Source organism: Arthrobacter sp. Y3225116, assembly GCF_059091245.1.
This window is the reverse complement of record NZ_JBNHGL010000586.1, coordinates 1-367: the sequence shown is the minus strand read 5'-3', so window position 1 is coordinate 367 and position 367 is coordinate 1. Positions and strand designations below refer to the sequence as shown.

At 71.9% G+C, this 367-nt stretch carries 1 protein-coding gene; it reads left to right on the top strand.

What is annotated here, in order from left to right; translation table 11 throughout:
- On the top strand, positions 1 to 367 hold a 367-nt coding region (locus AC5RV2_RS19085; protein WP_494093629.1), incomplete at both ends, for an ABC transporter permease.

Here is a 367-nt window from a genome sequence, read left to right as displayed (position 1 = left end):
GTGTGCCGGCCCGGCTGGCCGAGCACCTGTACTACAGCGCCCTGACCCTGGTCATCGCCGCGGCCATCGCCGTGCCGCTGGGGCTGTTCGTCGGCCACACCGGAAGGGGGCGCATCGCCGTCGTCGGCATTGCCAGCGGCCTGCGGGCCATGCCCACGCTGGGCCTGTTGACCCTGTTCGTCATCCTGATGGGCCTGGGCCTAATGCCGCCGATCTACGCCCTGGTGATCCTGGCCATCCCGCCGCTGCTGGCCGGCACCTACTCGGGGATCGCCGCCGTCGACCGCCAGCTGGTGGACGCCGCCCGGGCGGTGGGCATGACCGAGTGGCAGGTCCTGTTCCGCGCCGAATTGCCCAACGCGCTGCC